The 23,835-nt window shown below is 57.8% G+C and carries 19 protein-coding genes; 10 read left to right on the forward strand and 9 right to left on the reverse strand.

The genetic code is table 11. From position 1 onward, the window contains the following. The first annotated feature begins 106 nt into the window (after positions 1-106). The 4 genes from zwf to ORG26_RS20320 all read left to right on the forward strand — a co-directional run bounded on the left by zwf (position 107) and on the right by ORG26_RS20320 (position 5,220). Positions 107-1,588, forward strand: coding sequence for a glucose-6-phosphate dehydrogenase (gene zwf / locus ORG26_RS20305; protein WP_266365068.1), 1,482 nt, complete (start codon positions 107-109; stop codon positions 1,586-1,588). A 133-nt stretch (positions 1,589-1,721) separates the two neighbouring features. Next, positions 1,722-2,966, forward strand: a complete 1,245-nt coding sequence (locus tag ORG26_RS20310; RefSeq protein WP_266365070.1) for a cation:proton antiporter — start codon at positions 1,722-1,724, stop codon at positions 2,964-2,966. 104 nt (positions 2,967-3,070) lie between these two features. Further along, a complete protein-coding gene (locus ORG26_RS20315) occupies positions 3,071-4,042 on the forward strand; it encodes a PepSY-like domain-containing protein (RefSeq protein WP_266365072.1) in 972 nt (323 codons plus the stop codon). A 464-nt stretch (positions 4,043-4,506) separates the two neighbouring features. After that, on the forward strand, positions 4,507-5,220 hold the full coding sequence (locus ORG26_RS20320; RefSeq protein WP_266365074.1) for an endonuclease III domain-containing protein: 714 nt from the start codon (positions 4,507-4,509) through the stop codon (positions 5,218-5,220). On the opposite strand, the gene ORG26_RS20325 is transcribed toward ORG26_RS20320, so the two are convergent. Further along, positions 5,193-5,642, reverse strand: a complete 450-nt coding sequence (locus tag ORG26_RS20325; protein WP_266365076.1) for an RES family NAD+ phosphorylase — start codon at positions 5,640-5,642, stop codon at positions 5,193-5,195. The genes ORG26_RS20320 and ORG26_RS20325 overlap by 28 nt on opposite strands. Positions 5,643-5,717: 75 nt before the next feature. Next, positions 5,718-6,158, reverse strand: a complete 441-nt coding sequence (gene parS, locus ORG26_RS20330) for a type II RES/Xre toxin-antitoxin system antitoxin (protein WP_266365078.1) — start codon at positions 6,156-6,158, stop codon at positions 5,718-5,720. Positions 6,159-6,359: 201 nt separating this feature from the next. Between parS and fumC the strand changes: the two genes are divergently transcribed. Further along, positions 6,360-7,754, forward strand: coding sequence for a class II fumarate hydratase (gene fumC, locus ORG26_RS20335; protein WP_266365080.1), 1,395 nt, complete (start codon positions 6,360-6,362; stop codon positions 7,752-7,754). Between the two features lie 562 nt (positions 7,755-8,316). Continuing rightward, positions 8,317-8,523 carry a hypothetical protein gene (locus tag ORG26_RS20340; protein WP_266365082.1) on the forward strand — a complete coding sequence of 69 codons (207 nt, stop codon included), beginning with the start codon at positions 8,317-8,319 and terminating at the stop codon, positions 8,521-8,523. A gap of 32 nt (positions 8,524-8,555) precedes the next feature. Here the strand turns inward: ORG26_RS20340 and ORG26_RS20345 are convergent, their stop codons facing one another. Further along, the gene (locus ORG26_RS20345; protein ID WP_266365084.1) at positions 8,556-9,221 is read right to left on the reverse strand and encodes a hypothetical protein; all 666 of its coding nucleotides are present in this window, start codon (positions 9,219-9,221) and stop codon (positions 8,556-8,558) included. A gap of 155 nt (positions 9,222-9,376) precedes the next feature. Between ORG26_RS20345 and ORG26_RS20350 the strand changes: the two genes are divergently transcribed. Together ORG26_RS20350 and ORG26_RS20355 are read left to right on the forward strand one after the other, a co-directional pair. Further along, positions 9,377-9,622: a hypothetical protein gene (locus ORG26_RS20350; protein WP_266365086.1), complete on the forward strand. Its 246-nt coding sequence runs from the start codon at positions 9,377-9,379 to the stop codon at positions 9,620-9,622. Further along, a complete protein-coding gene (locus ORG26_RS20355) occupies positions 9,622-10,143 on the forward strand; it encodes a LytR/AlgR family response regulator transcription factor (protein ID WP_266365088.1) in 522 nt (173 codons plus the stop codon). The genes ORG26_RS20350 and ORG26_RS20355 overlap by 1 nt, the downstream gene beginning before the upstream one ends. A 5-nt stretch (positions 10,144-10,148) precedes the next feature. Here the strand turns inward: ORG26_RS20355 and ORG26_RS20360 are convergent, their stop codons facing one another. From ORG26_RS20360 to ORG26_RS20385, 6 genes are all read right to left on the reverse strand, one after another. Next, the gene (locus ORG26_RS20360; protein ID WP_266365090.1) at positions 10,149-11,504 is read right to left on the reverse strand and encodes a M24 family metallopeptidase; all 1,356 of its coding nucleotides are present in this window, start codon (positions 11,502-11,504) and stop codon (positions 10,149-10,151) included. A 47-nt stretch (positions 11,505-11,551) separates the two neighbouring features. Continuing rightward, positions 11,552-12,670 (reverse strand): alpha/beta fold hydrolase, encoded by a 1,119-nt coding sequence (locus ORG26_RS20365; protein ID WP_266365092.1) that lies wholly within the window; start codon positions 12,668-12,670, stop codon positions 11,552-11,554. 140 nt (positions 12,671-12,810) lie between these two features. Beyond that, entirely contained in the window at positions 12,811-14,331 is a 1,521-nt protein-coding gene (locus tag ORG26_RS20370) for a malate:quinone oxidoreductase (protein ID WP_266365094.1), read from the reverse strand. Between the two features lie 296 nt (positions 14,332-14,627). After that, complete coding sequence (locus ORG26_RS20375) at positions 14,628-15,224, reverse strand: outer membrane beta-barrel protein (protein ID WP_266365096.1); 597 nt, start codon at positions 15,222-15,224, stop codon at positions 14,628-14,630. 171 nt (positions 15,225-15,395) lie between these two features. Then, entirely contained in the window at positions 15,396-16,853 is a 1,458-nt protein-coding gene (locus ORG26_RS20380; protein WP_266365098.1) for a SusD/RagB family nutrient-binding outer membrane lipoprotein, read from the reverse strand. Between the two features lie 109 nt (positions 16,854-16,962). Continuing rightward, positions 16,963-20,184 carry a SusC/RagA family TonB-linked outer membrane protein gene (locus ORG26_RS20385; RefSeq protein ID WP_266365100.1) on the reverse strand — a complete coding sequence of 1,074 codons (3,222 nt, stop codon included), beginning with the start codon at positions 20,182-20,184 and terminating at the stop codon, positions 16,963-16,965. A gap of 366 nt (positions 20,185-20,550) precedes the next feature. Between ORG26_RS20385 and ORG26_RS20390 the strand changes: the two genes are divergently transcribed. Both ORG26_RS20390 and ORG26_RS20395 read left to right on the forward strand, forming a co-directional pair. Then, complete coding sequence (locus tag ORG26_RS20390) at positions 20,551-21,492, forward strand: DUF2279 domain-containing protein (protein WP_266365102.1); 942 nt, start codon at positions 20,551-20,553, stop codon at positions 21,490-21,492. 161 nt (positions 21,493-21,653) lie between these two features. Next, entirely contained in the window at positions 21,654-23,813 is a 2,160-nt protein-coding gene (locus tag ORG26_RS20395) for a M3 family metallopeptidase (RefSeq protein ID WP_323134304.1), read from the forward strand. The last annotated feature ends 22 nt before the right edge of the window (positions 23,814-23,835 follow it).

Genomic DNA, 23,835 nt, shown 5'->3' on the forward strand with positions numbered 1-23,835 from the left:
GTAGAGTTGATTCCTGTTGTTAAAACACTCATTTTGGACAAAAATAGCAATGTACCTCGGGTAATCTTCAAAAATCAACAAACGGGCTAACGCCTGTCGGTACAGCATGACTCCTACGCTCCTTTTCATCTTCGGTGGCAGTGGCGACCTGAACTTCCGCAAACTCACCCCCGCGCTTTACAACCTGTTTATTGACCACTACCTGCCGGAAAAATTCGCCGTCGTCGGGCTGGGCCGAAGTCCGTACAGCGACGAGTCGTTTCGCGAACGGCTGCTAGAAGGCGTCCGGGAGTTTTCGCGCCGGAAAGACGATGCACCCTGGGCCGACTTTGCGCCGCTGGTGTCGTATCTGCCGCTGGACGCCGGGAAAAGCGAAGATTTCGGCCTGATCGCCGACTTTGTCAACCGCCGGGAAAAGGAGTGGGGCGGCTCCGCCAACGTGGTGTTTTACCTGGCCGTAGCGCCCCAGCTGGTGCCGGGAATCGCGCAGAATCTGGGCAAACTGCCCCTGTGCGGCAACAAAGCCCGCGTGCGGATTGTGGTCGAAAAGCCCTTCGGGCACAATCTGGCGAGCGCCCGCGAACTCAACGGGCTGCTGGGCGGGCTGTTTGCCGAAGAACAGATTTACCGCATCGATCATTATCTGGGCAAGGAAACCGTCCAGAACATTCTGGCGCTCCGCTTCGCCAACGCCCTGTTTGAGCCGATCTGGAACCGGCACTACATTGATTACGTGCAGATAACGGCGGCCGAAACGGTGGGTCTGGAAGGGCGCGGTGGCTACTACGAAAAATCCGGGGCCCTGCGCGACATGGTGCAGAACCACCTCCTCCAACTGCTCTGCATGGTGGCTATGGAAGCGCCGGTTTCGTTCGACGCCAACGAAATCCGTAACAAAAAGGTGGACGTGCTGAACGCCATCCGCCGGTTCGATGCCGAGGCGGTGCGCGACAATGCCGTCCGGGGGCAGTACGACGAAGGAACGGCCGGCGGCAAGGCCATCCCCGCTTACCGCAAAGAAGAGGGTGTTAATCCGAATTCTGCGACCGAAACCTTCGCCGCCGTGAAGTTTTTTGTCGACAACTGGCGGTGGCAGGGCGTCCCGTTCTACGTCCGGACCGGGAAGCTTTTGCAGAAAAAGACGACGGTCATTACCATCCAGTTCAAGGCCGCGCCGCACTACGCCTTTCCCGAAGAAGCCGCCGAAACCTGGCGACCCAACCGGCTGATCATCAGCATTCAGCCCGAAATGGATATCCGGCTGCGTTTTCAGGCCAAGCGGCCGGGGCAAACGATGCTGCTCAACCCAGTGGACATGGTGTTTTCCTACAAAGACGCCTTCGATGGGCAGGAGCCGGAAGCCTACGAAACCCTGCTGCTGGACGTAATGGCCGGCGACGCCACCCTGTTCATGCGCGCCGATCAAGTAGAGGCCGCCTGGCGGGTAGTGACGCCGATTCTGGAAAGCTGGGAGTCGCGGCAGCCGGTGGACTTTCCGAATTATACGCCGGGCTCCTGGGGTCCGGAAGACGCCGAAGCCCTGATCGCCCGCGACGGCCATCACTGGGTGACGCTGCCCAAACGATAAAACAAATACCATATCTCCGAGATATGGTATTTGTTTTATAAGGACCGTTGCCTCGAAAAAAGTGGCGTTTTTGCCGGTTGGGGTGGTTGTGAAGAAAGCCCGGAAGGTCAGCCGGAGCAATCCTTCATATCCAATGGATTATCTTCTTTTTTTGATAGTGCTGGGTATCGCCATTCTCGGCGTTGCCTGGCTTCCTTCCCTGCTTGCCAAGTATCCGCTCTCGTATCCGGTCATCTTTGTCAGCATCGGATACCTGCTCTACAAACTGCCGCTGGGTCTGCCCAATCCGCACCCGCTGCTGCACCGGCCGCTGGCGACCCACCTCACCGAAATTTGTGTCATCATTGCCCTGACCAGCACCGGCCTGAAGATCGACCAGAACTTTTCGCTGAAAACCTGGCGGACTCCGTTGCTGCTGGCGACGGTCGGCATGCTGATCACCGTTTCGGCGATGGCGTTTACCGGCTGGGCGCTGGTAGGACTGGTGCCCGCGGCGGCGGTGCTGCTTGGCGGGGCGCTGGCGCCTACAGACCCGGTGCTGGCAGGCGACGTGCAGGTGGGCGACCCCGGCGAAGGAGAAGAAGACGCCGTCCGGTTTGCCCTGACGGCCGAAGCGGGTATGAACGACGGGCTGGCCTTTCCGTTCATCCACCTGGCGCTCGCCCTCACCGGGCTGGTGACGGCTCCGCTGCTCGATACGGTGGTGCACTGGGTCTGGATGGATGTGCTGTACCGCGTGGCCGTCGGGCTGCTGGCGGGCTGGCTGTCGGGGCGGTTGCTGACGTACCTCATTTTCGGATTGCCCAAACGGATCAGCATCAAGTCTTCGGCCTACGGGTTTGTCGCGCTGGCCGTGACGTTCATCACCTACAGCCTGACGGAACTGGCGCACGGCTACGGGTTTCTGGCCGTGTTTGTAGCGGCCGTCGCGATCCGGCATTACGAGGATACCCACGAATTTCACCACCACATGCACGACTTCTCGGACCAGATCGAACGGCTGCTGATTGTGGTCATTCTGATTCTGTTCGGTGGGGCGCTGGCCAACGGACTGCTGGACACCCTCAGCTGGCAGGGCGCCGTGACGGGGCTGCTGCTGCTGTTCGTGATCCGGCCGCTGGGTTGCTACCTAACTTTGCTGGGCGTAAAGCGGATGTACCGCGACGAGCGATGGGTCATTTCCACCTTCGGCATCCGGGGAATCGGGTCGTTTTTTTACCTGGCCTACGGCATCGAAAATGGCTATTTCGCCGAAGGGGAGGAACTGTGGGCCATCGCCGGCTTTGTGGTCCTGACCTCGGTTTTTCTGCACGGAACCCTGGCGACGCCCGTCATGAAGTGGCTTGACCGGCGGCACCAGCGCCTGGAGAAGCAGTAAGCGGCAGGAAACAAAAAAATAAATGCGCGTTTCTTCATGGACGGTACAACTGTTGCGGTAGAGTAAGGGTCCGTAAACAAAAGAGCCATAACAGACCAACACGCATGAAAAAAATCGGCTATACGCTGGCGCTCCTGGCGGCGCTGGGGTTGTCCTCCTGCCAGAAAGAAATTCAGCCGGTCGATGGGGTACCCATTACTGACCCGAACGCCAGCGTTCCGACGGCGGTCGTTCGGGCGGTTCAGGAGGCTTATCCTTCGGCCAGCGGCATTACATTTACCGAACTGGATAAAGGCAAGGTCTGGGAATCGCGGTTCAAGGTGGCGGCGGTCAATCACCAGGCTATGGTGAACGAGAAAGGAACCATTCTACAGGCGTACGCCGTCCGGGAGGCGGCTACGGGCATGCCCACCGACACCATTGCCCCCGCGATTGTCACTTACATCCGCACCCATTACCCCGATTATACCGTGGCGGCGTCTGGTGCCGGGCAGTTCAACAACCAGCCTTCGTTCAAGGTGCTGCTCCGGAAGGAAACGCAGGAAATAACCTTGATTTTTGACGCAAAAGGAGCGGTGCTGTTTGAGCATAAAGGCACGGCGCAGACCGGACCCGTCGAACCCCCCAAAACCTACCCGATCAGCCAGGCCGACGAACTGCCCGCTTCGGTTAGTCAATACCTGAAAGAAAATGGCTTTACGTTTGCCCGGGGGCTGGTAACGGTCGGGGCCGATAATGCAAAGGTCTATCTGCTGGTGGTCAGCAAGGGCAGTGTCTTTTTTGAACTGACCATCGATGCCAGCGGCAAATTTCCGTCCATCCGCTATTACACCTCGCCCACCGCGCCGCCGAGCGACCTGGTTCAGAAGAGCATTGGTTCGGACAAAGAACTGCCCGCCGTGGTGACCGCCTATCTGAACGAGAACTACAAAGGCTGGGTCTTCATGAAAGGGTACGTCAATTCGGTATCCGACAAACCGGTGGAACACATGGTGGTGGTTCAGGTCGGGAGCGTGTACTGGTACGTTTCTTTCAACGGCGAAGGAAAATTTGTGTCGGCCCAGAAAGGGTCCTGAGTGGGTGAGCACGGCGGCTATCAAAAAAAAACTGAAAAATTACGCATTCCCTCATCAGGCTACACAATAAAACCGTCTATCGGCCGTTTTTAGACTATAGTTTCTTCGCGAAAGCCCTGGCCTCTCTGGTCGGGGCTTTTTTATTGCCCTATTTTTCCCTTGAACTAAGCTACGCTAATACCTTTTCATTCGCCTTTGTGCCTTAATTTTCCTGCGGTTTCAGAAGAGGTTGGTCCGCTATGGAACACCTGTTTTTGTTTTCGCGAAAAAAATCTGAAAAATAAAGCAGTTACCTGTCAGGGCGTACAATAAAAGAAAAAAACAGCCGTTTTTAAGTTGTTATCGCATTTCAGCCCGGAGGTTCTTCCTTCCGGGCTTTTTTGTTGGCCGTACGCCAAAGCCGCGCGGGGCTAACACTTCTGCCAGGGATGGGTTATGCTATCAGCAATAAAGCGGAGAGGGGTATGCAGGAAATAGCAGCAGAGGCGGCAGAAAAAACGTGGCAGGCCCACCAACGGCTGAATGAACTTTACGGTATTCAGGAAATCTACGGTCGCCGGGACCCCATGCACGAACTCGTCGGCACGATTCTTTCCCACCGGACCACTTTCCGCGACGAAGAAAAAGCATACCAGGCCATGTGGGAGCGGTTCGGCTCCTGGGAGGCCATCCGCGACGCGCCGCTCGACGAACTGACGGATGCGCTGAAGCCCGTCCGTTACCCCGAGGTCAAAGCCCCGTACATCCAGCAGACGCTGGCGCGCATCATCGCCGAACAGGGCAGGGCCAACGTCGATTTTCTGGCCGACTGGTCAACGGAGGAGGCGCTGGCCTGGCTCACCCGTCTGCCCGGCGTCGGGCCGAAGACCTCCACCTTACTGCTACTTTTTACCTTCGGAAAACCGGTCCTGCCGGTGGATACGCACGTGCACCGGGTGTCCCAGCGGGTGGGGCTCATCGGCCCGAAAGTAAGCGCAGAAAAGGCGCACCACCTGCTGCTGTCCTACCTGCCCGCCGACGCGAAGGTGCTCTTCAACTTTCACAAGCATTTCTACTGGCACGGCCAGCGCATCTGTACCTGGCAGGCTCCCCGCTGCGGCGACTGCGTGCTGCGGAACATGTGCGATTTTTACCGGAGTCGCGTTAACGGTCATTTCAACCGCGAATCGAACGGGTGAGGCTCTGTGCTTATGATCCTTACCGTGGAATGCTCGGGATGGAGTGGATTGAGCAGATAATTGAACTCCGTGGGGGAGTGGGCCGAAGGCACGCGCATTACCCAGAATTGACTGGCCTTAATCCATTCCTGTCCTATTTCGGCCAGTTCGCCGGGATAAAGAATCGCCTGCCAGCCCGGTGGCAGCGTATCGGCCCTGATGGAAAGTACGGAGGCGTTATCCGGAATTTCCAGCGTCACCAAACTTCTGTTTCGGGGCAGCTTGGGCGTATTGGCCAGAATCTCCAGCTGGGCTAACGATACATGCTCTGCGGTGTAGACGATTCTTGTTCCCTCCTGATGCCAGCGTCCAGGGCCGTACAGTCCACCGGTTCCGGTTAGGTCCGATGCGTATCGAGAACTGGTTATACGGAAAAGTCTCATGCGGCCAGTCTACCGTGTGGTTGAAGCGGGGGAGAATGATCCTGTCTGTGCAGGATAAGAGGGTTAGTCAATGATTCAAGAGAAGATGCCATGCTGAATCGCGTTCAGAATATTCAGGACCTGCTTACGGCCAAGCATTGAATCCAGGAAGTCGACCGGGCGCTTGTTCTGGAGGGCAGTCACCCGGCTCTCCAGCCATTCCTCGAAGTCCTGTTTGTCTTCAAAGACATCCATGCCCAACTCGTACACCTCAGACAGCGAAATCGTTTTTTCGCTCTCGTCCGGCGTGAGCTTCGCATTGGCCCGGATACGTCGCTGGTACGTGCTTTCCGAAATGGCCAGAATATGGCTCATGGTTTTGTTGGTCAAGCCTAGATTCTTTTGCAGAAAAGCGGCCGATTCCATCGGTAGCCCTTCACGGACAACATCCAGTAAATCAAACTCTTGCCTGATAGGGCGCTTGATTACTTTTTCGCCTCCCAAAGCTTCCACAATTCGGTGAATCGGAATCTGCATAGTCAAATGCCTGTTTAAAGACTGTCAAATGACAACACCTATACAAATATATAAATTCCGTACAGACTCTAACCACTTCTGATTTACCTTTGCCGCCGGTATGGATTGAGCGATTGAGTGACGTAGCGATTGAACGGACAACCCTTCATGGCTACAGCACTCAACCACTCAATCGCTACTTCACTCATTAGCTCTTAAACCATGAATTTCCGTATTGAAAAAGACACGATGGGCCAGGTGCAGGTGCCGGCGCATGTGTATTGGGGCGCACAAACCCAGCGTTCCATCGAAAACTTCCCGATTGCGCAGGACATCAATAAAATGCCGAAGGAGATTATCCGCGCCTTCGCCTACCTGAAAAAAGCCGCCGCCCTGGCCAACCTCGACGCGGGGGTACTGCCGCAGGAAAAAGCCGACCTCATCGGCCGCGTTTGTGATGAAATCCTCGAAGGCGGCCTCGACGACCAGTTCCCGCTGGTGGTATGGCAGACGGGTTCGGGCACGCAGTCGAACATGAACGTCAACGAAGTGGTGGCCTACCGCGGACACGTACTCCAGGGCGGCCAGCTGACCGACGAGAAGAAGGCCCTGCACCCGAACGATGATGTCAACAAATCGCAGTCATCGAACGACACCTTCCCGACGGCCATGCACATTGCGGCCTATAAAATCCTGATGGAAGTAACGATTCCGGGCATTGAAAAGCTGCGCAATACGCTCGACGCCAAGTCGAAAGAGTTCATGCACGTCGTCAAAATCGGCCGGACGCACTTCATGGATGCCACGCCGCTGACGCTGGGTCAGGAGCTTTCGGGCTACGTCTCGCAGCTCGACCACGGCCTGCGGGCGATTCGCAACACGCTGGCGCACCTGTCGGAACTGGCGCTGGGCGGTACGGCCGTCGGAACGGGCATCAACACGCCGAAAGGGTATTCCGAGAACGTGGCGAAGCACATCGCCAGCCTGACCGGGCTGCCGTTCATCACTGCCGAGAATAAATTTGAAGCCCTGGCGGCGCACGACGCCATTGTGGAAGCCCACGGCGCGCTGAAAACGGTCGCGGCGGCCCTGATGAAAATCGGCAACGACATCCGAATGCTGTCTTCCGGACCGCGGGCGGGCATCGGCGAACTCTTTATTCCGGACAACGAGCCGGGTTCGTCCATCATGCCGGGCAAGGTCAACCCCACCCAGTCGGAAGCCATGACGATGGTGGCCGCGCAGGTAATGGGCAACGACGTGGCGATCAACATCGGCGGCATGAACGGCCATTTCGAGCTGAACGTCTACAAGCCGCTGATGATCTACAACTTCCTGCACTCGGCCCGCCTCATCGGCGACGTGTGCGTGTCGTTCAATGACAAGTGCGCCGAAGGCATCCGGCCGATCGAGGAGAACATCACGAAGCACGTCAACAACTCCCTGATGCTGGTGACGGCCCTGAACACGAAAATCGGCTACTATAAAGCCGCCGAAATCGCGCAGACGGCCCACAAAAACGGCTCGACGCTGAAGGAAACCGCCGTAGCACTCGGCTACCTGACCCCCGAAGAGTTCGACCAGTGGGTCGTGCCGGGGGATATGGTGGGGATGTAAGGTTACCGCACACTGGTGGCATGACTTCGAGTCATGCCACCAGTAATCAATTGGACAGGGTAAGTATAGAAGTTAAGTAAAGTCGCAAACCACTTACTTAAATCGTGAAATTAGGAAATAGTTGGTTGAAGGTTTGTTTCTTAACCGCTGTATTATTTTTGATTGCTTGGCGTAGCAATGCGCAGTGGTCGGCCAAAACCATTCCAGTCAAATGGTTTAATTCCACAAAGGATGTCCGAAACCCATGTTTACCGAAGCCGAACTAATGTCGCTGCTGGCGGTGACCGGCTTTCGTTTAGTTGCTAAACATGACTTTGAGAGACCTGCCAAAGATGGCGTGGTGTTTACGTTTGTTCAAAAGTAACCCGCAAATCCCGTTGAGCGCCCCGAAATCCGGGCGCTCAACGGGATTTTTTATGGGGCTTATGTGCGCGTGATTGTAGAGGCTATACCCCGGTTCTTCTTTTTAATTTCACTTTAACCCCACCTTAAGCCCCATTTAACATGCTGGCACCATATTTACTGTCATAAAACTACAGTCACTCGCTAAACGGACAGAACGATGGAACGTCAGGGGATGAATGCAAACGGAGAAATGCGGGGATTCGAAAGTCTGATGGGAGCCCTCCGGTTTACCAACAGCGTCCTGCACGAACAATTAACGGGCTGCTGCATCACGTTCGGCCCCGACAAGCGATATTATGTAACCCGGTTCAGCGGCTATGAGCAGCTGAGCAGCCTCGGCCACGAAGTAATCTCCCTGTTCTGATCTACACTCCTTCTCCGGCATCAGCACCCCCGTCACGAGGCTATAGCTCTGCTGGTAATTTCTCTTCGTGACATCATCCGATACCGTTGACGGATAAAATAGCCAATCAGCAGGACGCAGATGACCGACGGGAAAATCTGGCTGTATGGCTTGAAATGAGGCAGTACCGTTCCCGAAAAAGCTGACAGCAGCGCGCTGAAGGCAGAAATCATCTTGTAAATGTGTTCGTACAGCCACCAGTGCCGAAGCCGCTGGTGCAGCCAGAGGTATTTTACCATATCGTAAGCGGTCACCAGCCAAAGCGCCGACAGCGTCGGGTACACCACGGCGGGCGACCAGCTGGCATCTTTCGACCCGGCCCCGAAAACGAAGATTCCGGCCGCCAGGCTGACGGCCAGCGCAATCCCAAAATCAATTCCCTGCAACGGACGCGTCCGAAGCCGGATGCACCGGTAACCGGCGTAGCCGACGTAGCCGCTCAGGAAGGTCAGCATCAGCAGGAACGGCATGGCCCGGAAGAGCAGCGCACCCAGCAGGGCCGTGGCGACAACGCCGGTCAGCAGATACAGAAAATAACGGCCGTAAACCCGGTGCTTTCCGGGGCGGTGCTGGTTTGCCAGCGCCACACAGCCGAGGAAAAGCGCCGCCGTTCCCAGCAGGACGTGGGTGACGATGTTAAGGTGGTGAAGAACCTGCATACCTGTCTTCCCGGTAGTTTTCGGACGGGACGGCAAAAAGTAGCCGGTTGCGACGGGCTCCGCAAGCTTTCGGTGACGGAGTAACTTAGTCTGTGACGAACGCCTTTTATCACCTAATTGCCCGCCCGCAACGCAAAGCGCCTTATTTTGGCCGTATGAAACGCACCGGGTTCTTTCACCATTTCGTCGTACGAAACCTGTCTGGACTGCTGGCCCTGCTGCTGGTACATTACCTCGCAGACTGGTACGCCATCGGCAGTCGGCCCGGCTTGCAGAAAATCTCACCTTATTTCTACCTGCTGCTTCTGTATGCCTGGATTGTGTTTCACAACCGCGTGCTGTTCGAGCGGCTGTTTCTACGGGGAAGAAAAGGGCCTATGCCGGCTGGCTGCTGCTCTTGATGGGGATAGGTTCGTTCAACATGGTGTACGTGCTGAATACCCAGTTCGGCATTTTCCAAACGCTGCCTTTTGTGGTGAGTTACTGGGTGTACACCGTCACCGGCCTGGGCGTCTACATGACCTACCGTTATCTGACAACGCGCGGGGAGTCGCCGGTCCGGCGAAACCCCGTACCTGCACTGGAGAGCCGCCCCGAAACGCTCGCTGATTCTGATTTTTCGTTCATGGTCGACGGAGAGCGGGTCACCCTTGCCTGCCGGGACATTCACTACCTTGAAAGCTTGGAAAATTATGTCAGGATATTTACGGCAACGCGGAATTACGTCACCCGCCTGACGCTGAAAGAGGCGGAGGCCCGGCTGCCCCGCGAAGGGTTTCTGCGCATCAGCCGTTCGCATATCCTCAATCGGGCGCTGGCAGAGCCGACCGGTCCCGAAACCCTGAAACTGGGCAGTAAAGAGTTTCGGATTGGCCGGGTCTACAAGCGTCATGTCGCCGAGCACCTGAAGCCCGACTTCTGAAGGGGCTACTTCACGCCCTCCAGCTTCCGCGGAATGGTCAGAATTTCGGTCTGCCGTCCGTCGATGTACCGGAAGCTTTTCCCGTCAAAAAAGCCGTCTTCTTCCAGCATGATCCGAACGGGTTTGTTCCATTCCGGAATGTCCACGGCGGCGTTCAGTTCGATGGAGTACGCGGTGTTGGCCATCAGCGGATAATCGCCCGAGCCGGGCGTGTCCTTCTGGTTATCCCACATGCCGATGGTCGGTCCGGCGGCATGGCCGTGTACGCCGATGGGGTGGGAGTAGATCGTGCCTTTGATGCCTTCCTTCGCCGCCTGTTCCAGCGCTTCCCGCAGCAGCTGGTTGCCCGATTTGCCCGCTTTGAATCGCTCCGTCAGAATTTCCTGTAACCGGTTGCCCTGCTGAAAAGCCTTGCGGATAGAGGCAGGTACCTCCGTTTCACCGGGCCGGAGGATGTAGGCGTGCTGTTGCTGGTCGGTGTTCAGGCGCAGGTACGCAATGCCGAAATCGACGTGCAGCAGATCGCCCGCCTGGATGACCTCTCCCGAGGGCCGTTTGGAAAATGTCCGCAGGTGGTCGAACCGCTGGTTATCGGCCCGCTGAATGTCCACCGTGGGGTGAAACCAGGTGTCGAGGCCCAGTTCGGTGATGCGCTGCCGGAACCACCAGACCACATCCTCGGTCGTGGTGACGCCCGGCTGGATGACTTTCTCCGAGAACCCTTCCTGAATCAGCTGGTGCGACAGGCGGCAGATCATCGGGTAAAGCGCCATTTCGGGCTCGGTCCGGGTTTCGAGCCAGCCCACAGCCAGCCGCTCGGCGGGCACGATGCGGCGGGAATACTCCGCGGGCAGTTTCTGCATGAATTCGCCGTGTTCGGTGAAGGTCAGGCCGTCGGCATGGGCGTAAATGGGCGAGAAGTTAAGGCCGATTTTCTTCGGATTCCGGTCCTGAATGATTTTGACGAGGGCTTCCCACTGGTTGGGACGCACGTCGATGTCCCAGGCGCCTTTCAGCAGATTGCCGACATCGTAACGGGCGATAGCCAGTTTTTCCACGCCTTTGTCGCCGCCCTGGTCGAAGAACACAAGGATTGTCCGGCGGCGGGCCGAAAGCCAGGTGGCGGGCAGCATCGTCCGCAGCACGGGGTCCTCGTTGTATTCCCGCGAAATAATCACCCACATATCGATGCCTTCGCGGCGCATCAGCGCGGGCAGGAGGTTGGTGAAGCGGTCTTCCAGAATGCCGTCCACAATCCGGGCGCGGTCGCGTTCGGGCAGAATGGCGGTCGGGGAGGCCGTCTGGGCGGTAGCAAGCCCGCAACTGCCCAGCAGAAGGGAGAACAGCAGAAGTTTTTTCATACGGTACGGGTTAAATCGCAATATACGGAGGGAATTTCGAATCCCGCCTACCGCAAACGGGCGGTCGCTTCCGGTGCCGCCAAGGTGCTGTCGAGGCACTGGATAAAGCGGTCGGGCTCCTCGAAGAGAAGCATGTGGGCGGAGTTTTCGAAGGTGAAAAAAGCCTTTTGGGGTGCCCGGAGACGCTCAAAATAGCGTCGGGCGACGGCGTAGGGCGTCTGGTAATCGTGTCGTCCCTGAAAGATGTAAACCGGAACGGCCACCTCGGGCACCGCCCGGTTAAAATCAACGCTGACCACTTCGGCCCAGAGCCGTTCCAGGCTTTTGAGGGCGCCGCGGGGGTAATTCAGCTTGTCGGAAAGGGTGTACTCCCGGCAGTGAATCAGCGTTTTGGCAAACAGGGCGGAAATACTGCCCTGCAACATGGCGCCGCCGTAAGAAACGACCAGGCTGCGCTGGCGACCCAGGTACTCCACCCACTTCTCATCGGGCCAGCGCTGCGGCCGCCCGAAGCCCGTCAGCACCTCGACGGCGCGTTGACTCCCGTCTTTACGGGCCTGGGCCAGCACCCAGTCGTACGAAAGCTGTTCGCCTTCCAGCTGGTTGGCGACCTGTCCGATGCCGTAATAGGCGTGAAACAGTTCGGGGTATCGCTGCACCGTCAGCAGGCCCAGAAAACTGCCCCACGAATGGCCCATGAGGTAGATTTTATCCTGACCAAAGCGGCGGGCGAGCTTCCGGCTCAGGGAAGCCGCATCTTCGATGAAGGTCCGGGTGGTAAACGAAGCGTCGAATACCCGTTCGTCGAACGATTTGCCGGAACCTCGCTGGTCCCAGTTCACGACGACAAAGCGCTTTTCGAGTTCGGTGTGTCCGGTCAGCATCGGCATTTCCGGCGAACCCGGACCGCCGTGCAGAAAGAGGAGCACCGGTTTGGTCGAATCCTGCCCGCGAAGCAGAATCCACTGGGTGTTGCCGTTCAGCGTGACCGGTTCGAGCGAGGCAATGCTGCGGGGCAGCGGCCTCCCCGCCGAATCCGTGATCGGGCGGGTTTCGCCCGGACTGTAGGCGTAAACATACAGGAAGAACACCAGAACGAGCGACAGCAGAACGGCCAGCAAAAGGCCGCCGATTTTCAGGCTTTTCCGCAAAAGGGATGTCCGCATGGAAAGGAAGTTAACGCCCGCAAAACAAAAGGTTTGGAGGCCGTTTTCCCAATCGTTGCGCGCGAAAGTCGATACGTTTACAAAAAAAGGGTGCCACAACGCAACGTCGTGGCACCACCCCAAAAGCATTTTTACGGAGCCTAGGTCGTGTAAACGGCCTCGGTCAGGCCCAGCACCCGGCCCGTCGTTTCGCGAATCTCACGGGCGAGCGCGGGGTCTTTGGCCAGCGACTTGCCGTAGGACGGAATCATTTCGGACAGTTTCTGCTGCCAGGCTTCGGACTTCATCTGGTCCGGGAAACACTGCTGCATCAGGGTCAGCATAATGCTCACGGCCGTGGAAGCGCCCGGTGAAGCACCCAGCAGGGCCGCAATGCTGCCGTCGGCCGCGGCCACGACCTCCGTACCGAACTCCAGCACGCCGCCTTCTTCTTCGTCTTTCTTGATGACCTGCACGCGCTGCCCGGCCACTTCCAGTTCCCAGTCCTCCATTTTGGCGCCGGGGAAATATTCCCGCAGGGTCTCCAGGCGGTCTTCGGGAGACTGCATGACCTGCTGGACGAGGTAACGCGTCAGCGGAATGTTGTGCATGCCCGCCATAAGCATCGGGGCCAGGTTGCTCATCTGGATGGATTTCGGCAAATCCATGTACGAGCCGTGTTTCAGAAATTTGGTCGAGAAACCGGCGTAGGGGCCAAACAGCAGTTCTTTCCGGCCTTCGATCATGCGGGTGTCGAGGTGCGGCACCGACATCGGGGGAGCACCCACCGACGCCTTGCCGTAAACTTTAGCCGCGTGGCGCTCGATGATTTCCGGATTCCGGCAGCGCAGCCACTGCCCGCTGACGGGGAAGCCGCCGTAGCCCCGGCTCTCGGGAATATCGGATTTTTCGAGCAGCCGCAGCGAACCGCCGCCAGCGCCGATAAAGACAAATTTGGCGTGAATGTCGCGGACGTGGCCGGTCGTCACGTTTTCCACGCGCACTTTCCAGCCGCCCAGCGTTTTGGAGCGCCAGATGTCCCGGACGTCGTGGGCAAAGTTCATTTTGACGCCCGGCATTTCCACCAGCCGGCGGAACATGGCGCGGGTCAGCGCGCCAAAGTTGACGTCCGTGCCCAGGTCCATGCGGGTGGCCGCGACGGCCTGTTTCGGGTCCCGGTCTTCCATGACGAGCGGCATCCATTCGGCCAGTTGTCCGTGGTCTTCCGAGTACTGCATGCCCTCAAAGAGGTGACTTTTCAGCAGGGCGTCGTATCGTTTGCGCAGGTAGTTGACGTTTTCCGGTCCCCAGACAAAGCTCATGTGGGGAATCTGCCGGATGAAGTTCGGGGCGTCGGTCAGGAAGTTGTTCTGCACCAGATGGGCCCAGAACTGCTTGGAAACCTCGAACGATTCGCAGATTTTGACCGCTTTGGAGGCGTCGATACTGCCATCTTCGCGTTCGGGGGTGTAGTTCAGTTCGCAGAAGGCCGCGTGCCCGGTTCCGGCATTGTTCCAGGCGTCCGAGCTTTCGGCCGCGGCGACGTCGAGCCGTTCCAGAATTTCAATGGTAAGGTCGGGTTGCAGCTCTTTCAGCATCACCCCGAGGGTTGCGCTCATGATTCCAGCCCCGATGAGGACGACATCCGGACTGCTCGATACTGATTTCTTACTTCGTGCCATAAAGTTGTAAGCAGGACTTAGCCTACTTCATTACCAGAAAAGAGAGAGTGTTGTTTCAGGAAGTTAACGTAGGGCAATTTCCGGAAACGGCAGCCCGGTTGCTGGAAGAGAAAGACCCCGTTCGTGCAGGCCGCTGCCTTGGGTAACAGGCAGGTAAGGGGGTTGGTTCAAAATAGTACGAAACGAAGTGTATTTGTGTAATTTGGTCAATTATGTGTTAATAAGTTTATATTTTAACAGGGGCCAAAAAAAGAAACGCAGGGGTTGCCCGCGTTTCTGAAAGAGAAAAGTGCTGTTTATTTGCCGCCGCCGATGTCGAAGCCGAGTTTGATGCCCAGGTACGAATTGTTGCCTTTGACCGCTTCGCCCGTCGAGAGGGAATATTTGGTAGCCGGAACCAGATTGTATTCGGCACCCAGCACGAAGTGGCCGATTTTGAGACCCGCCCGGATCATTCCGCCGAATTTGTTGCTGGCCTGCACGTCCATCTCGCCGGTCGGTTCTTCCTCGCCGTCTTCCACTACCGAAATGCCCATGCCCGCCGTGCGGTACAGACCCGCGCCAATCCCAACGTACGGTTTGACGTACGTGTCCGTAAACAGCAGGTTGGTCGTCAGCAGGTACGAACCCATCGCCTTGATTTCGCTTTCGCTCGTCTGGCCGTCAACCACCAGCGCCCGGGCCATCAGCGCCCCTTCGATGCGGAAACCAAAATCGATAAATTCGTTCCAGCCGTATTTAGGCTCCACAGACGCCAGCAAACCGCCCGAAGCGCCCGGTCCCGACGGTTTGGCATAGCCGACGGATGTATTGACTTTGAACGGTTTAAATTCCTGAGCCGTCGCCGCCGAAAGCGAGCACAGGACAAAAAGAGCTGATAAAACTTTTTTCACAGTACAAGTTAGTTTTTGGAGAGGCAAAGTTACCGTTCGTATAAATGAGTTAACATGTATTAATATTAAAATTGCGACCGTTTACTAAAAGGGCAGGCCCCGCCGGAGGCAGGGCAAACAAAAACGCCGGACCTGCTGGCCCGGCGTTCGGAAATAAGTCGGAATGAATCCTCAGGGTTTGTCCCACCAGACCCGCGTGTACTGGTCGTCGGCGCCTTGGCTGGTGATGACGGCCTGGTAGTTGGTCGCGTTCAGGGTCGGCTCCGTGGTCGGGTAGGCGAGTCGGCGCGGAATGGCCGTACCGCCGTTGAGCGTCGTGGCCGCCGGTCGCAGCACCGGGAAGCCCGTCCGCCGCCATGAATTCCAGGCTTCCGTGCCCTGGAAGAACAGATGAATCCAGCGCTGGGTCGCAATCTGCTCAATCGCCCGGGCGTCGTTGTAGGCCACGTTCGGCTGGGCAATGTAGCTCGTGTAGGCCGCTTCCGTGAAGCTCGAACCCATCCACTGCTGCAGGGAGGCCCGAACGGCGGATTCATACAGCGTTTTGGCGTTGCCCGTCGTCCAGCCCAGTTTGGCGGCTTCTGCCTGCGCAAACAGCACCTGTCCGTACGTCATGATGTTGACTGGCGCGTTCTGGGCGCTGACCGTCGGAGCTGCCAGCGAAAACAGGGACGCTTCGCCGGGCGAAGGGAACACCGCGTACGGCACCCCGACGTACTGCCCGGTCTGGTTCGGCGCCGCGATGAACGGCAGACGCGGGTCGTTCACGCTTTTCAGGTAATCGACAAACGTGTTGCTGACGGCGAAGTCCTTGCGGTTCTGCCGGACATAGTTGCTGTAGAGCGGATTCTCGTTGTTGGCATCGCTCAGGTACCGGTACTGCACGTTGTCGGCATTGGACGTAAGGACGCCATCGGCCACCGCCGCGTTGAACTCCGTCCGGCCTTTGGCAGGGTCGGCCTTCGAGATGCGCAGGGCCGCGATCATCCGCAGCGTGTTGGCGAACTTTTTCCAGCGCGCCACATCGCCGTTCAGCAGAATGTCGCCCTGCACCCGCGTCCCGTTGTCGAACTGGGCCGCCGCTTCCCGCCATTCCTTGAACAGGTCGTTGTAGATATCCTGCTGCCGGTCAAACTTCGGCGAGAAATTCTCGTCGCCTTTCAGCGCTTCCGAATACGGCACATCGCCCCAGCGGTCGGTGATGTACTGGAAAATATACGCCTTCAGAATCCGGGCGATGGCGATCTGGTTGTTGTTGGAACCGTAGGCCGCTACTGCCGCCCGGGTGTTCGGGTCGGTATTCTGCGTGATGATCTGCTGCAGGTTCACCAGCGGGCCGGAGTACAGCCCGTTGTAGCTGAAATTGATCGTTTTGTACCGGGAATCCTCGATGTAGGTCACATCCCCGAACTGCTGCACGTACAGCGCCGGCACGATGTTGAACCCACCGGGTCCGACCTGCGAATTGATGGTCCCAACGGTCCGCTCGGCGCCCGTCAGCAGGCTGGCCGTGTTGGGCAGCAGCGGGTTGTTGGGGTTGGTATTCAGTTCATCGAAGTTGTTACAGCCCGCCACGGTCAGCAGAGCGGCGGCCATAACACTGGTTTTCAAAAAAGTGTATCGATTCATAGGAAGTGTAAAGTTTAAGGTTCAACGTTTAAGGTTTAACGAAAAAGCGGCGACGAAACTGCGGCGGCGGACCGTTTTACACGTTAAACTTTACACGTTAAACGATTTTTTAGAACCCAAGCCGCACGTTGATGCCGAACGACCGGACCGGCGGCAGCTGACCGCCTTCGTACCAGAGCGTTTCGGACTCCGAGATGTCGATACCGCCGCCGATGGCGCTGTAAATCAGCAGCGGGTTGCGGGCGATAAGCGACACGTTGGCCGATTTGATGGCGTTGCCCAGAATGCGCTTCGGCAGGTTGTAACCCAGCGAAATCTCCCGCAGCTTCACGTACGTTTTGTCGTAGATCCAGTACTCGTTGAGGGCAAACAGCCAGTTCTCGTACAGGTTCTGCGCGTCCACGCGGGTGGTGTTCGGCTGGCCGTCTTCCGTTACGCCGTCGAGCAGAACACCGCCGCCCGTTGCCGGATCGTCGCGCAGGGGCTTGCCGAGTTCGTTGAGACCCGCCGTTTCGGCGCTGAGGCCTGAGTAGGCGTTGAACATCTTGGTCGTCGAGAAGAACTTACCGCCCACCACAAAGTCCGTGTTGATCCGCAGCGTGGCGTTCTTGTACGTAAACGTGTTGAGCCAGCCGCCCTTGAACTTCGGCAGGACCGAGCCCAGCGGTACGTTGTTCTCTTTGATGTAAAGTCCGGCGATTCCGGCATCCACGTTTTCGGCCGTCGGGGCGTAGACCAGCGGGCGACCCTGCTCGTCTTTCGCAATCCCCTGTCCGACCAGCAGACCCCACTGTTCGCCGGCGCGGGCGTTCAGCGTCAGCGTCCGCCACTGCGGGCCGTCGATCTGGTAGTTGGTCAGACCCTCGGCCAGTTCGACCACTTTCGTCTGGTTGCGGTCGGCGTTGATGTCGAACTCCCAGTTGAAACCGGACGTGCTCCGAATCGGATTGGCATAAATGTGCAGTTCCAGACCGCTCGTTTTGATCAGACCGGCGTTGATGACGGCGTTGGTATAACCACTGGTCGGGGCAACCGGCAGCGGAATGATCTGGTTGGTGTTGTCGTTCTGATACGCCGTAAATTCCAGTCCGAAGCGGTTGTTGAGGAACCGCAGATCAAGACCGGCTTCGTACGAAGAAGACAGACCCGCCTGGAGTTCCGAGTTCGGCAGCGTCGTGGGCAGGAAAAGCGTGGCGTTGTTGCCGTAGGGCGTACCTGTGCCAAAGGCGAGGCGGGTCTGGTACGGACCCGTGTCGGTACCCACCTGGGCGTAACCGGCCCGGATTTTTCCGTACGACAGGATCGCCCGGTTCGGAATGAACTCGGTAAACACCAGACCGGCCGAAACGGACGGGTACAGGTAAGAGTTCTGGCCGTTGGGCAGGGTAGAAGACCAGTCGTTCCGGAGCGAACCTTCGACGAACAGGAAATCGCGGTAGCCGACGCTCACGTTACCGAAAACCGAGTTGACCTGACGCTCAAACAGGTAGTTGTTGGCGGCGGGCCGGTCGATGGACGCCGCAATGGCGTAGAAGTTCGGCGCCGACAGGCCGCCAACCGTCGATTGGAAGAGTCCGTCCGTGCGGTTGTAGCGGATGTTACCCCCGGCGTTGGCGACGACCGAGATGTTGCCAAACTCCTGGTTGTAATTCGCCAGCAATTCGTAGTTGTTCTCCAGCACGTTGGCCGTGAAGGTCGAGAAGCCGCCCAGTCCGCCTTCGTTCAGGGTTCCCTGCGCGATGCGGCCTTCCTGGTTGAACGTACCCTGGTCGCGGCGCACGGTGGCCGACACTTTCAGGGAGGGCAGGACCTGGTAAGCCAGACCGATGTCCCCGAAGAGGCGGTTGCTGCGGTTGAGGTTGGTGTTCTCATACACCTGCGTGTAGGGGCTGTCCCAGTACTTCGGACGCGGGTCGGTGGGGCCGCCGATGTTCCAGCTCCGGTAGGTGCCGTCCGGGTTGCGGTAGTTCCGCAGGTCTTCGATTTTGAGTTGCCGCTGGAACCACTGGTTGAACGAGCCGACGGTCTGGTTGTACCCGTTCAGAATCGGGTTGCTGATGCCAAACAGGCTGTTGCTGGCCCCGGTACCGCCCGTCGAGCCGTAGCGGTCGGCCGGCTGGTTGACCGTGCGGGTAGACGTGTAGTTCAGGTTCAGGTTTGCCGTCAGGTTTTTGCCGAACAGAATCGAGTTGCGGGCGCTGACAAAATCGCGGGTCTGCGACGAGTTGGGCACAATCCCGTTGTTGATGATGTGCGTGTACCCGATCCGGCTCTGGAAAGCCTCGGTGCCCCGCGAAAACGACACGTTCGTGTTATGGCTGATGGGCTTTTCGAAGAAGTCCCGGACGTTGTTGGGCTGGGGCGAAAACGGCGTCAACTGTCCGAACTCCGGACCCTGCTGCCACGAAGCGGCCGAGCGGTGCGGCGACCCGTCGAGACGCGGACCCCAGCTTTCGTCGGCGGAGTAGTTCAGGATTTTCTGTCCTTCAAAAGAAGCCCAGTCGGCCGGGTGAATCGCCGGGTTGAACTTAAAGGTAGCCCAATCCTGCGAATAGCCGCCGCCGTACTCGTTCTGGTACTTCGGCAGCATCGACACCATGTCCAGCGTGGTGCTGTGGTTGATGTCCAGCCGGGTTTCGCCGGCGCGGGCGCGGCGGGTCGTGATGACCACTACACCCTGAGCGGCGCGGTTTCCGTAGAGCGCCGTCGCGGCCGGACCTTTCAGGACCGAAAGCGACTCGACTTCATCCATGTTCACCTGGTTGATGTCCGTCGGCGTGCCGTCCACGACATACAGCGGGTCGGCCCCGGTCAGCGAGTTGATCCCGCGAATCCGGATGTTCGGCGTACCGAATTTAGCTCCCGACTGGCCCAGGACCTGCACCCCGGCGATTTTACCGGCCAGGGCGTTGGCCACGTTCTGTTCGCGGGCGATGTTGAGCTTTTCCTGCCGAATGTCCTGTACGGCATAGTTCAGCGCTTTCTTTTCGCGGGAAATCCCAAGGGCCGTCACCACGACTTCCTGAAGGGTGGAGGCGTCTTCGGCCAGCGTCACATCAATCGTCGTGCGGTTGCCAATCGCCACGTCCTGGGTAGCAAAACCGATAAACGAGAACGTAAGTGTGGTGGCCTCCGTCGGGACCGTCAGGCGGTATTCGCCGTTTTCGTTGGTTGTAGTTCCGCGGGAAGATCCTTTGATGGTGATGCTGACACCGGGCAGCGAAGAGTTGTCCTCATTGGACCTGACAGTTCCGGAGATCGTCCGGTCTTGTGCCCATGCCGGACTCAGGAGTAATAACCATAAGACTCCTGCCAGTAGCAGTTTGTTCATAGAAGTGGATAAGAAAGATGTTTGGTTAAGAAATTGAGTAAAAACCGCCAACGACTTGTCTGCCAGTGACTAAGTATACCTTTTTGGTTTTCGCCCGTTTGGAATAGTTTACCAAAAAATGAAGAGGAAACAAGTAGTTGCCACAACAATTATTCAAAATAATCTACTTTGTGGCTCGGGTAATGGGAAACGATTCGGGTGGAGCCGGGCATCCTGCAAAATGGGGGAGAAGGAGCGCCTTCGGGTGCTTAACATCTGGATAATGTGGAGAGTCCCTAAAAATACTCAGACTCCATTTTGCACGAGTGAGTAGACGGGGCGGGGCGGCTTCGTGCGGGTAGCGCCGGATTTGGTTTACTTTGCAGAATGAAGATTCGTTTTACCGTTCTGCTGGTCTGCGTTCTGCTCCAGATGGCAGGCGTTTTATCCGTTCGGGCCCAGCCGCCCCTTACTCTCGGAAGTCCGGCGGCGGAAGGCCCCAACCGCGCCCGCCTGACCGGCGTCGTCGTCGGAACGGCCGTGTTCTACGGGGTGACGCTCTACTTTCTGAAAAAAGCCTGGTACAAGAAAAAAGTGCCGTTTCACCGCTTCAACGACAATCGCGAATGGTTGCAGATGGACAAAGTGGGGCATGTCGCTACGGCCTACCTCTTCAGCCGCGGCGGGTACGAGCTGTTTCGCTGGAGCGGCGTCAACGAGCGGGCTTCGGTGCTGACGGGCGGACTGCTGGCGCTGCTGTTCCAGAGCACCATCGAGGTGTACGACGGCTACTCGGAAGGCTGGGGATTCTCGCGGGGCGACATGCTGGCCAACGTGACCGGCGCGGCCCTGTTCATGGGGCAGCAGTATGCCTTCAACGAGCAGAAAGTGACCATGCGCTTCGGCTGGCGCAAAAGTATTTACGCGCCGTACCGCCCCAACCTGCTCGGCAAAACCACCGGCGTGCAGTTCCTGAAAGACTACAACGCCCAGCAGTACTGGCTTTCGCTGAACCTCGCCTCGACGCTGCCCGTGGGTCCGTCGTTTCCGAAATGGCTCAATCTGGCGGTCGGCTACAGCGGCAGCGGCATGATTGGCGGCCACGAGAACCCGCCGATTTTCGACAGGGACGGCAGGGAGGTGAAGTTCGAGCGTTACCGCCAGTTTTTCCTTTCGCCCGATGCCGATCTGTCGCGGATCGGCCCGCTGAACGATTCCTGGCGGCGGTTTATCGGCGTGGCCCAGTTCCAGAAAATCGCCGCGCCCTCGCTGGAATGGAACCGGGTGAAGGGCCTGCGGGTGCATCCGCTGCTGGTGGGGAAGGAGTAACGGACCGAATACCGCCCGGGCGTAGCCTCCCCCAAACCGCGTGAATTTCGCCGCCGCTCAGCCAGACATGTTACCTTTCGGCCAATTTTGAATAAATTAGTACCCTTTAAATCGGTAAAATGCGAACTATTGGCGAAAAGAAACCCAATCTGCGAAGCTTTATGTTATCCATTCAACAACTAACCAGCCGGGCGCTGCTGCTGGCAACCGTTGCCTCGGCGGTTCCTTCCGTAACCGTTACGGCGCAACCCAAGGCCAGCCAGACGGCGTCCCAACCCCAGAAAATGAGCGAGAATCCGCTGCTACAGCCGTACCGCACCCCGCATGGGACGGTTCCGTTCAACCTGATCAAGAACGACCATTATCTGCCCGCGCTGAAAGAAGCCATTGCGCAGGGCAAAAAAGAAATCGATGCCATCGCCGGTAACACCGCCAAGCCGACCTTCGAAAATACGATCGTGGCGCTCGAACGGGCCGGAGAAGCCGTCAACAAGGTGACGTCGGTGATGTTTAACCTCAACAGCTCCGAAACCACGCCCGAACTGCAGGGCATCGTCCGGGAAGCTTCGCCGCTGCTGACCGAATACAGCAACGACATTTCGCTGAACGAAAAACTGTTTGCCCGCGTGAAAGCCGTTTACGAGCAGCGCGACAAACTGAAACTCGACGCGACGGACAAAATGCTCCTGGAGAAGTCTTACAAAGGCTTTGCCCGCAACGGGGCCAACCTGTCGGAAGCCGACAAGGTCAAGCTGCGCGAAATCAACAAGGAGATGTCGCAGCTGTCGCTGAAATTCGGGGAGAACGTCCTGAACGAAACGAATCAGTTCGAAATGCTGATTACGGACGAGAAGGAACTGGACGGTCTGCCGGAGTTTGCCCGCGAAGCCGCCCGTGGCGCCGCCAAGCAGAAGGGTAAGGAAGGCTGGCTCTTTACGCTGCAGGCTCCGAGCTACCTGCCGTTCATGCAGTATGCCAACAACCGCGAACTGCGCAAAAAGCTGTATCTGGCCTACAACTCCCGCGGTTTCCAGAAAAATGATAACAACAACGAGCAGATCATCCAGCGGCTGGTGCAGCTGCGCTACGACCGCGCCAAACTGCTGGGGTACAAAACCCATGCGGATTACATGCTCGAAGACCGCATGGCCGGTTCCCGCGACAAGGTGCAGCAGTTCCTCGACGAAATGCTGGGCTACTCGAAGCCCGTCGCCGAAAAGCAGCTCGCCGACCTGACCACCTACGCCAAATCGCAGGGCTTTAAGGCCGAAACGCTCGAAAACTGGGATTTCAGCTACTACGCCGAAAAACTGAAGAAAGAACGCTACAGCCTCGACGACGAGATGCTGAAGCCGTATTTCAAGCTGGAAAACGTGCTGGACGGCATCTTTACGATTGCCAACAAGCTCTACGGCGTGACCTTCAAAGAGAACAAGGACATCCCGGTCTATAACCCGGAAGTCCGCGCGTTTGAGGTCTACGACGAGAACGGCAAGTTTCTGGCGGTATTCTACGGTGACTATTTCCCGCGGGCCGGCAAGCGCGCCGGGGCCTGGATGAACGGCATCCGTTCGCAGAAAATCGTGAACGGCGAAGAGGTCCGCCCGCACGTGGTGAACGTCTGTAACTTTACCCGCCCGACCGAAACGAAGCCTTCCCTGCTGACTTTCAACGAAGTGACGACGCTCTTCCACGAGTTCGGACACGGCCTGCACGGCATGCTGACGAAAGGCAAGTATTCGAGCCTGTCGGGCACGAGCGTAGCCTGGGACTTCGTGGAACTGCCTTCGCAGGTGATGGAAAACTGGGCCTACGAGCCGGAAGCCCTGCGCCTGTTTGCCAAACATTTCCAGACCGGCGAAACCATTCCGCAGGAACTGATCGACAAAATCCGCGCGAGCCAGAACTTCCTGGCCGGTATCGCCAACGTACGTCAGGTGAAGCTGGGCATGATCGACATGTACTGGCACAGCCAGCAGCCGACGGGCGAGTCGGTGGCCGACGTGGAAAAGAAAGTAGACCAGAAAACGGCGCTGCTGCCCGTTCCGGCGGGTGTGGCGACGAGCCCAGCCTTCTCGCACATCTTCGCGGGCGGCTATTCGTCGGGATACTACAGCTACAAATGGTCGGAAGTGCTGGACGCCGACGCCTTCGAAGCGTTTAAGGAGAAAGGCATTTTCAACAAGGAAGTGGCCGATAAGTTCCGCCGCAACGTTCTGGAAAAAGGCGGCACCGAGAAGCCGATGGAACTGTACAAGAAGTTCCGGGGCCGCGAACCGTCACCGCAGGCGATGCTGAAGCGCAGCGGCCTGGTGCTGTAACCCCAGGCTTTAGCCCGGGTGA

Origin of the sequence: Tellurirhabdus rosea (assembly GCF_026278345.1) — a bacterium.
Lineage (GTDB): Bacteria > Bacteroidota > Bacteroidia > Cytophagales > Spirosomataceae > Tellurirhabdus > Tellurirhabdus rosea.

Bases quoted from the DNA above. Each gene is read 5' to 3' on its own strand.
- zwf (WP_266365068.1), top strand. From the start codon at position 107: ATGACTCCTACGCTCCTTTTCATCTTCGGTGGCAGTGGCGACCTGAAC.
- ORG26_RS20310 (WP_266365070.1), top strand. From the start codon at position 1,722: ATGGATTATCTTCTTTTTTTGATAGTGCTGGGTATCGCCATTCTCGGC.
- ORG26_RS20315 (WP_266365072.1), top strand. From the start codon at position 3,071: ATGAAAAAAATCGGCTATACGCTGGCGCTCCTGGCGGCGCTGGGGTTG.
- ORG26_RS20320 (WP_266365074.1), top strand. From the start codon at position 4,507: ATGCAGGAAATAGCAGCAGAGGCGGCAGAAAAAACGTGGCAGGCCCAC.
- ORG26_RS20325 (WP_266365076.1), bottom strand. From the start codon at position 5,642: ATGAGACTTTTCCGTATAACCAGTTCTCGATACGCATCGGACCTAACC.
- parS (WP_266365078.1), bottom strand. From the start codon at position 6,158: ATGCAGATTCCGATTCACCGAATTGTGGAAGCTTTGGGAGGCGAAAAA.
- fumC (WP_266365080.1), top strand. From the start codon at position 6,360: ATGAATTTCCGTATTGAAAAAGACACGATGGGCCAGGTGCAGGTGCCG.
- ORG26_RS20340 (WP_266365082.1), top strand. From the start codon at position 8,317: ATGGAACGTCAGGGGATGAATGCAAACGGAGAAATGCGGGGATTCGAA.
- ORG26_RS20345 (WP_266365084.1), bottom strand. From the start codon at position 9,221: ATGCAGGTTCTTCACCACCTTAACATCGTCACCCACGTCCTGCTGGGA.
- ORG26_RS20350 (WP_266365086.1), top strand. From the start codon at position 9,377: ATGAAACGCACCGGGTTCTTTCACCATTTCGTCGTACGAAACCTGTCT.
- ORG26_RS20355 (WP_266365088.1), top strand. From the start codon at position 9,622: ATGGGGATAGGTTCGTTCAACATGGTGTACGTGCTGAATACCCAGTTC.
- ORG26_RS20360 (WP_266365090.1), bottom strand. From the start codon at position 11,504: ATGAAAAAACTTCTGCTGTTCTCCCTTCTGCTGGGCAGTTGCGGGCTT.
- ORG26_RS20365 (WP_266365092.1), bottom strand. From the start codon at position 12,670: ATGCGGACATCCCTTTTGCGGAAAAGCCTGAAAATCGGCGGCCTTTTG.
- ORG26_RS20370 (WP_266365094.1), bottom strand. From the start codon at position 14,331: ATGGCACGAAGTAAGAAATCAGTATCGAGCAGTCCGGATGTCGTCCTC.
- ORG26_RS20380 (WP_266365098.1), bottom strand. From the start codon at position 16,853: ATGAATCGATACACTTTTTTGAAAACCAGTGTTATGGCCGCCGCTCTG.
- ORG26_RS20385 (WP_266365100.1), bottom strand. From the start codon at position 20,184: ATGAACAAACTGCTACTGGCAGGAGTCTTATGGTTATTACTCCTGAGT.
- ORG26_RS20390 (WP_266365102.1), top strand. From the start codon at position 20,551: ATGAAGATTCGTTTTACCGTTCTGCTGGTCTGCGTTCTGCTCCAGATG.
- ORG26_RS20395 (WP_323134304.1), top strand. From the start codon at position 21,654: ATGTTATCCATTCAACAACTAACCAGCCGGGCGCTGCTGCTGGCAACC.